This window comes from Streptomyces sp. NPDC001450 (genome assembly GCF_053597295.1).
The window spans coordinates 1-2,670 of record NZ_JBSFHY010000112.1 but is presented as its reverse complement, the minus strand read 5'-3'; the positions used below and the strand labels follow the sequence as shown (position 1 = coordinate 2,670).

Here is a 2,670-nt window from a genome sequence, read left to right as displayed (position 1 = left end):
GAAACACCCAAGTAGCACGGGGCCCGAGAAATCCCGTGTGAATCTGGCGGGACCACCCGCTAAGCCTAAATATTCCCTGGTGACCGATAGCGGATAGTACCGTGAGGGAATGGTGAAAAGTACCCCGGGAGGGGAGTGAAATAGTACCTGAAACCGTGTGCCTACAAGCCGTGGGAGCGTCGGATGCAGCTTGCTGTATCTCGTGACTGCGTGCCTTTTGAAGAATGAGCCTGCGAGTTTGCGGTGTGTTGCGAGGTTAACCCGGGTGGGGAAGCCGTAGCGAAAGCGAGTCCGAATAGGGCGATTCAGTAGCACGCTCAAGACCCGAAGCGGAGTGATCTAGCCATGGGCAGGTTGAAGCGGAGGTAAGACTTCGTGGAGGACCGAACCCACCAGGGTTGAAAACCTGGGGGATGACCTGTGGTTAGGGGTGAAAGGCCAATCAAACTCCGTGATAGCTGGTTCTCCCCGAAATGCATTTAGGTGCAGCGTCGTGTGTTTCTTGCCGGAGGTAGAGCACTGGATAGGCGATGGGCCCTACCGGGTTACTGACCTTAGCCAAACTCCGAATGCCGGTAAGTGAGAGCGCGGCAGTGAGACTGTGGGGGATAAGCTCCATGGTCGAGAGGGAAACAGCCCAGAGCATCGACTAAGGCCCCTAAGCGTACGCTAAGTGGGAAAGGATGTGGAGTCGCACAGACAACCAGGAGGTTGGCTTAGAAGCAGCCACCCTTGAAAGAGTGCGTAATAGCTCACTGGTCTAGTGATTCCGCGCCGACAATGTAGCGGGGCTCAAGCGTACCGCCGAAGTCGTGTCATTGCAGCATATAGCCCCAACGGGTGCTGTGATGGGTAGGGGAGCGTCGTCTGCCGGGTGAAGCAGCACCGGAAGGTAGTTGTGGACGGTTGACGAGTGAGAATGCAGGCATGAGTAGCGATACAAACGTGAGAAACGTTTGCGCCGATTGACTAAGGGTTCCTGGGTCAAGCTGATCTGCCCAGGGTAAGTCGGGACCTAAGGCGAGGCCGACAGGCGTAGTCGATGGATAACCGGTTGATATTCCGGTACCCGCTGTGAAGCGTCAAACATCGAGCATCGTGATGCTAAGGCCGTGAAGCCGCCCCGGAGCCTTCGGGCAAAGGGGAGTGGTGGAGCCGCCGGACCAAGCGGTTAGTAGGTGAGTGATGGGGTGACGCAGGAAGGTAGTCCATCCCGGGCGGTGGTTGTCCCGGGGTAAGGGTGTAGGACGCTGTCCAGGTAAATCCGGGCAGCATATAGTCTGAGACCTGATGCCGAGCCGATTGTGGCGAAGTGGATGATCCTATGCTGTCGAGAAAAGCCTCTAGCGAGTTTCATGGCGGCCCGTACCCTAAACCGACTCAGGTGGTCAGGTAGAGAATACCGAGGCGTTCGGGTGAACTATGGTTAAGGAACTCGGCAAAATGCCCCCGTAACTTCGGGAGAAGGGGGGCCACACTCGGTGATCGGATTTACTCCGTGAGCTGGGGGTGGCCGCAGAGACCAGCGAGAAGCGACTGTTTACTAAAAACACAGGTCCGTGCGAAGCCGTAAGGCGATGTATACGGACTGACGCCTGCCCGGTGCTGGAACGTTAAGGGGACCGGTTAGCTCACTTTCGGGTGGGCGAAGCTGAGAACTTAAGCGCCAGTAAACGGCGGTGGTAACTATAACCATCCTAAGGTAGCGAAATTCCTTGTCGGGTAAGTTCCGACCTGCACGAATGGCGTAACGACTTCTCGACTGTCTCAACCATAGGCCCGGTGAAATTGCACTACGAGTAAAGATGCTCGTTTCGCGCAGCAGGACGGAAAGACCCCGGGACCTTTACTACAGTTTGATATTGGTGTTCGGTTCGGCTTGTGTAGGATAGCTGGGAGACTTTGAAGCAGGCACGCCAGTGTTTGTGGAGTCGTCGTTGAAATACCAGTCTGGTCGTGCTGGATGTCTAACCTCGGTCCGTGATCCGGATCAGGGACAGTGTCTGATGGGTAGTTTAACTGGGGCGGTTGCCTCCTAAAGAGTAACGGAGGCGCCCAAAGGTTCCCTCAGCCTGGTTGGCAATCAGGTGTTGAGTGTAAGTGCACAAGGGAGCTTGACTGTGAGACCGACGGGTCGAGCAGGGACGAAAGTCGGGACTAGTGATCCGGCGGTGGCTTGTGGAAGCGCCGTCGCTCAACGGATAAAAGGTACCCCGGGGATAACAGGCTGATCTTCCCCAAGAGTCCATATCGACGGGATGGTTTGGCACCTCGATGTCGGCTCGTCGCATCCTGGGGCTGGAGTCGGTCCCAAGGGTTGGGCTGTTCGCCCATTAAAGCGGTACGCGAGCTGGGTTTAGAACGTCGTGAGACAGTTCGGTCCCTATCCGCTGTGCGCGTAGGAGTCTTGAGAAGGGCTGTCCCTAGTACGAGAGGACCGGGACGGACGAACCTCTGGTGTGCCAGTTGTTCTGCCAAGGGCATGGCTGGTTGGCTACGTTCGGGAGGGATAACCGCTGAAAGCATCTAAGCGGGAAGCCTGCTTCGAGATGAGGACTCCCACCCACTTGATGGGGTAAGGCTCCCAGTAGACGACTGGGTTGATAGGCCGGATCTGGAAGCCAGGTAACTGGTGGAGGTGACCGGTACTAATAGGCCGAGGGCTTGTCC

At 56.7% G+C, this 2,670-nt stretch carries 1 rRNA gene (only partly in view); it reads left to right on the top strand.

The features are described 5' to 3' along the window. Window positions 1–2,670: ribosomal RNA gene (locus ACWC5O_RS45045) — 23S ribosomal RNA — on the top strand (its annotated part extends 195 nt beyond the left edge of the window); the annotation flags it as partial.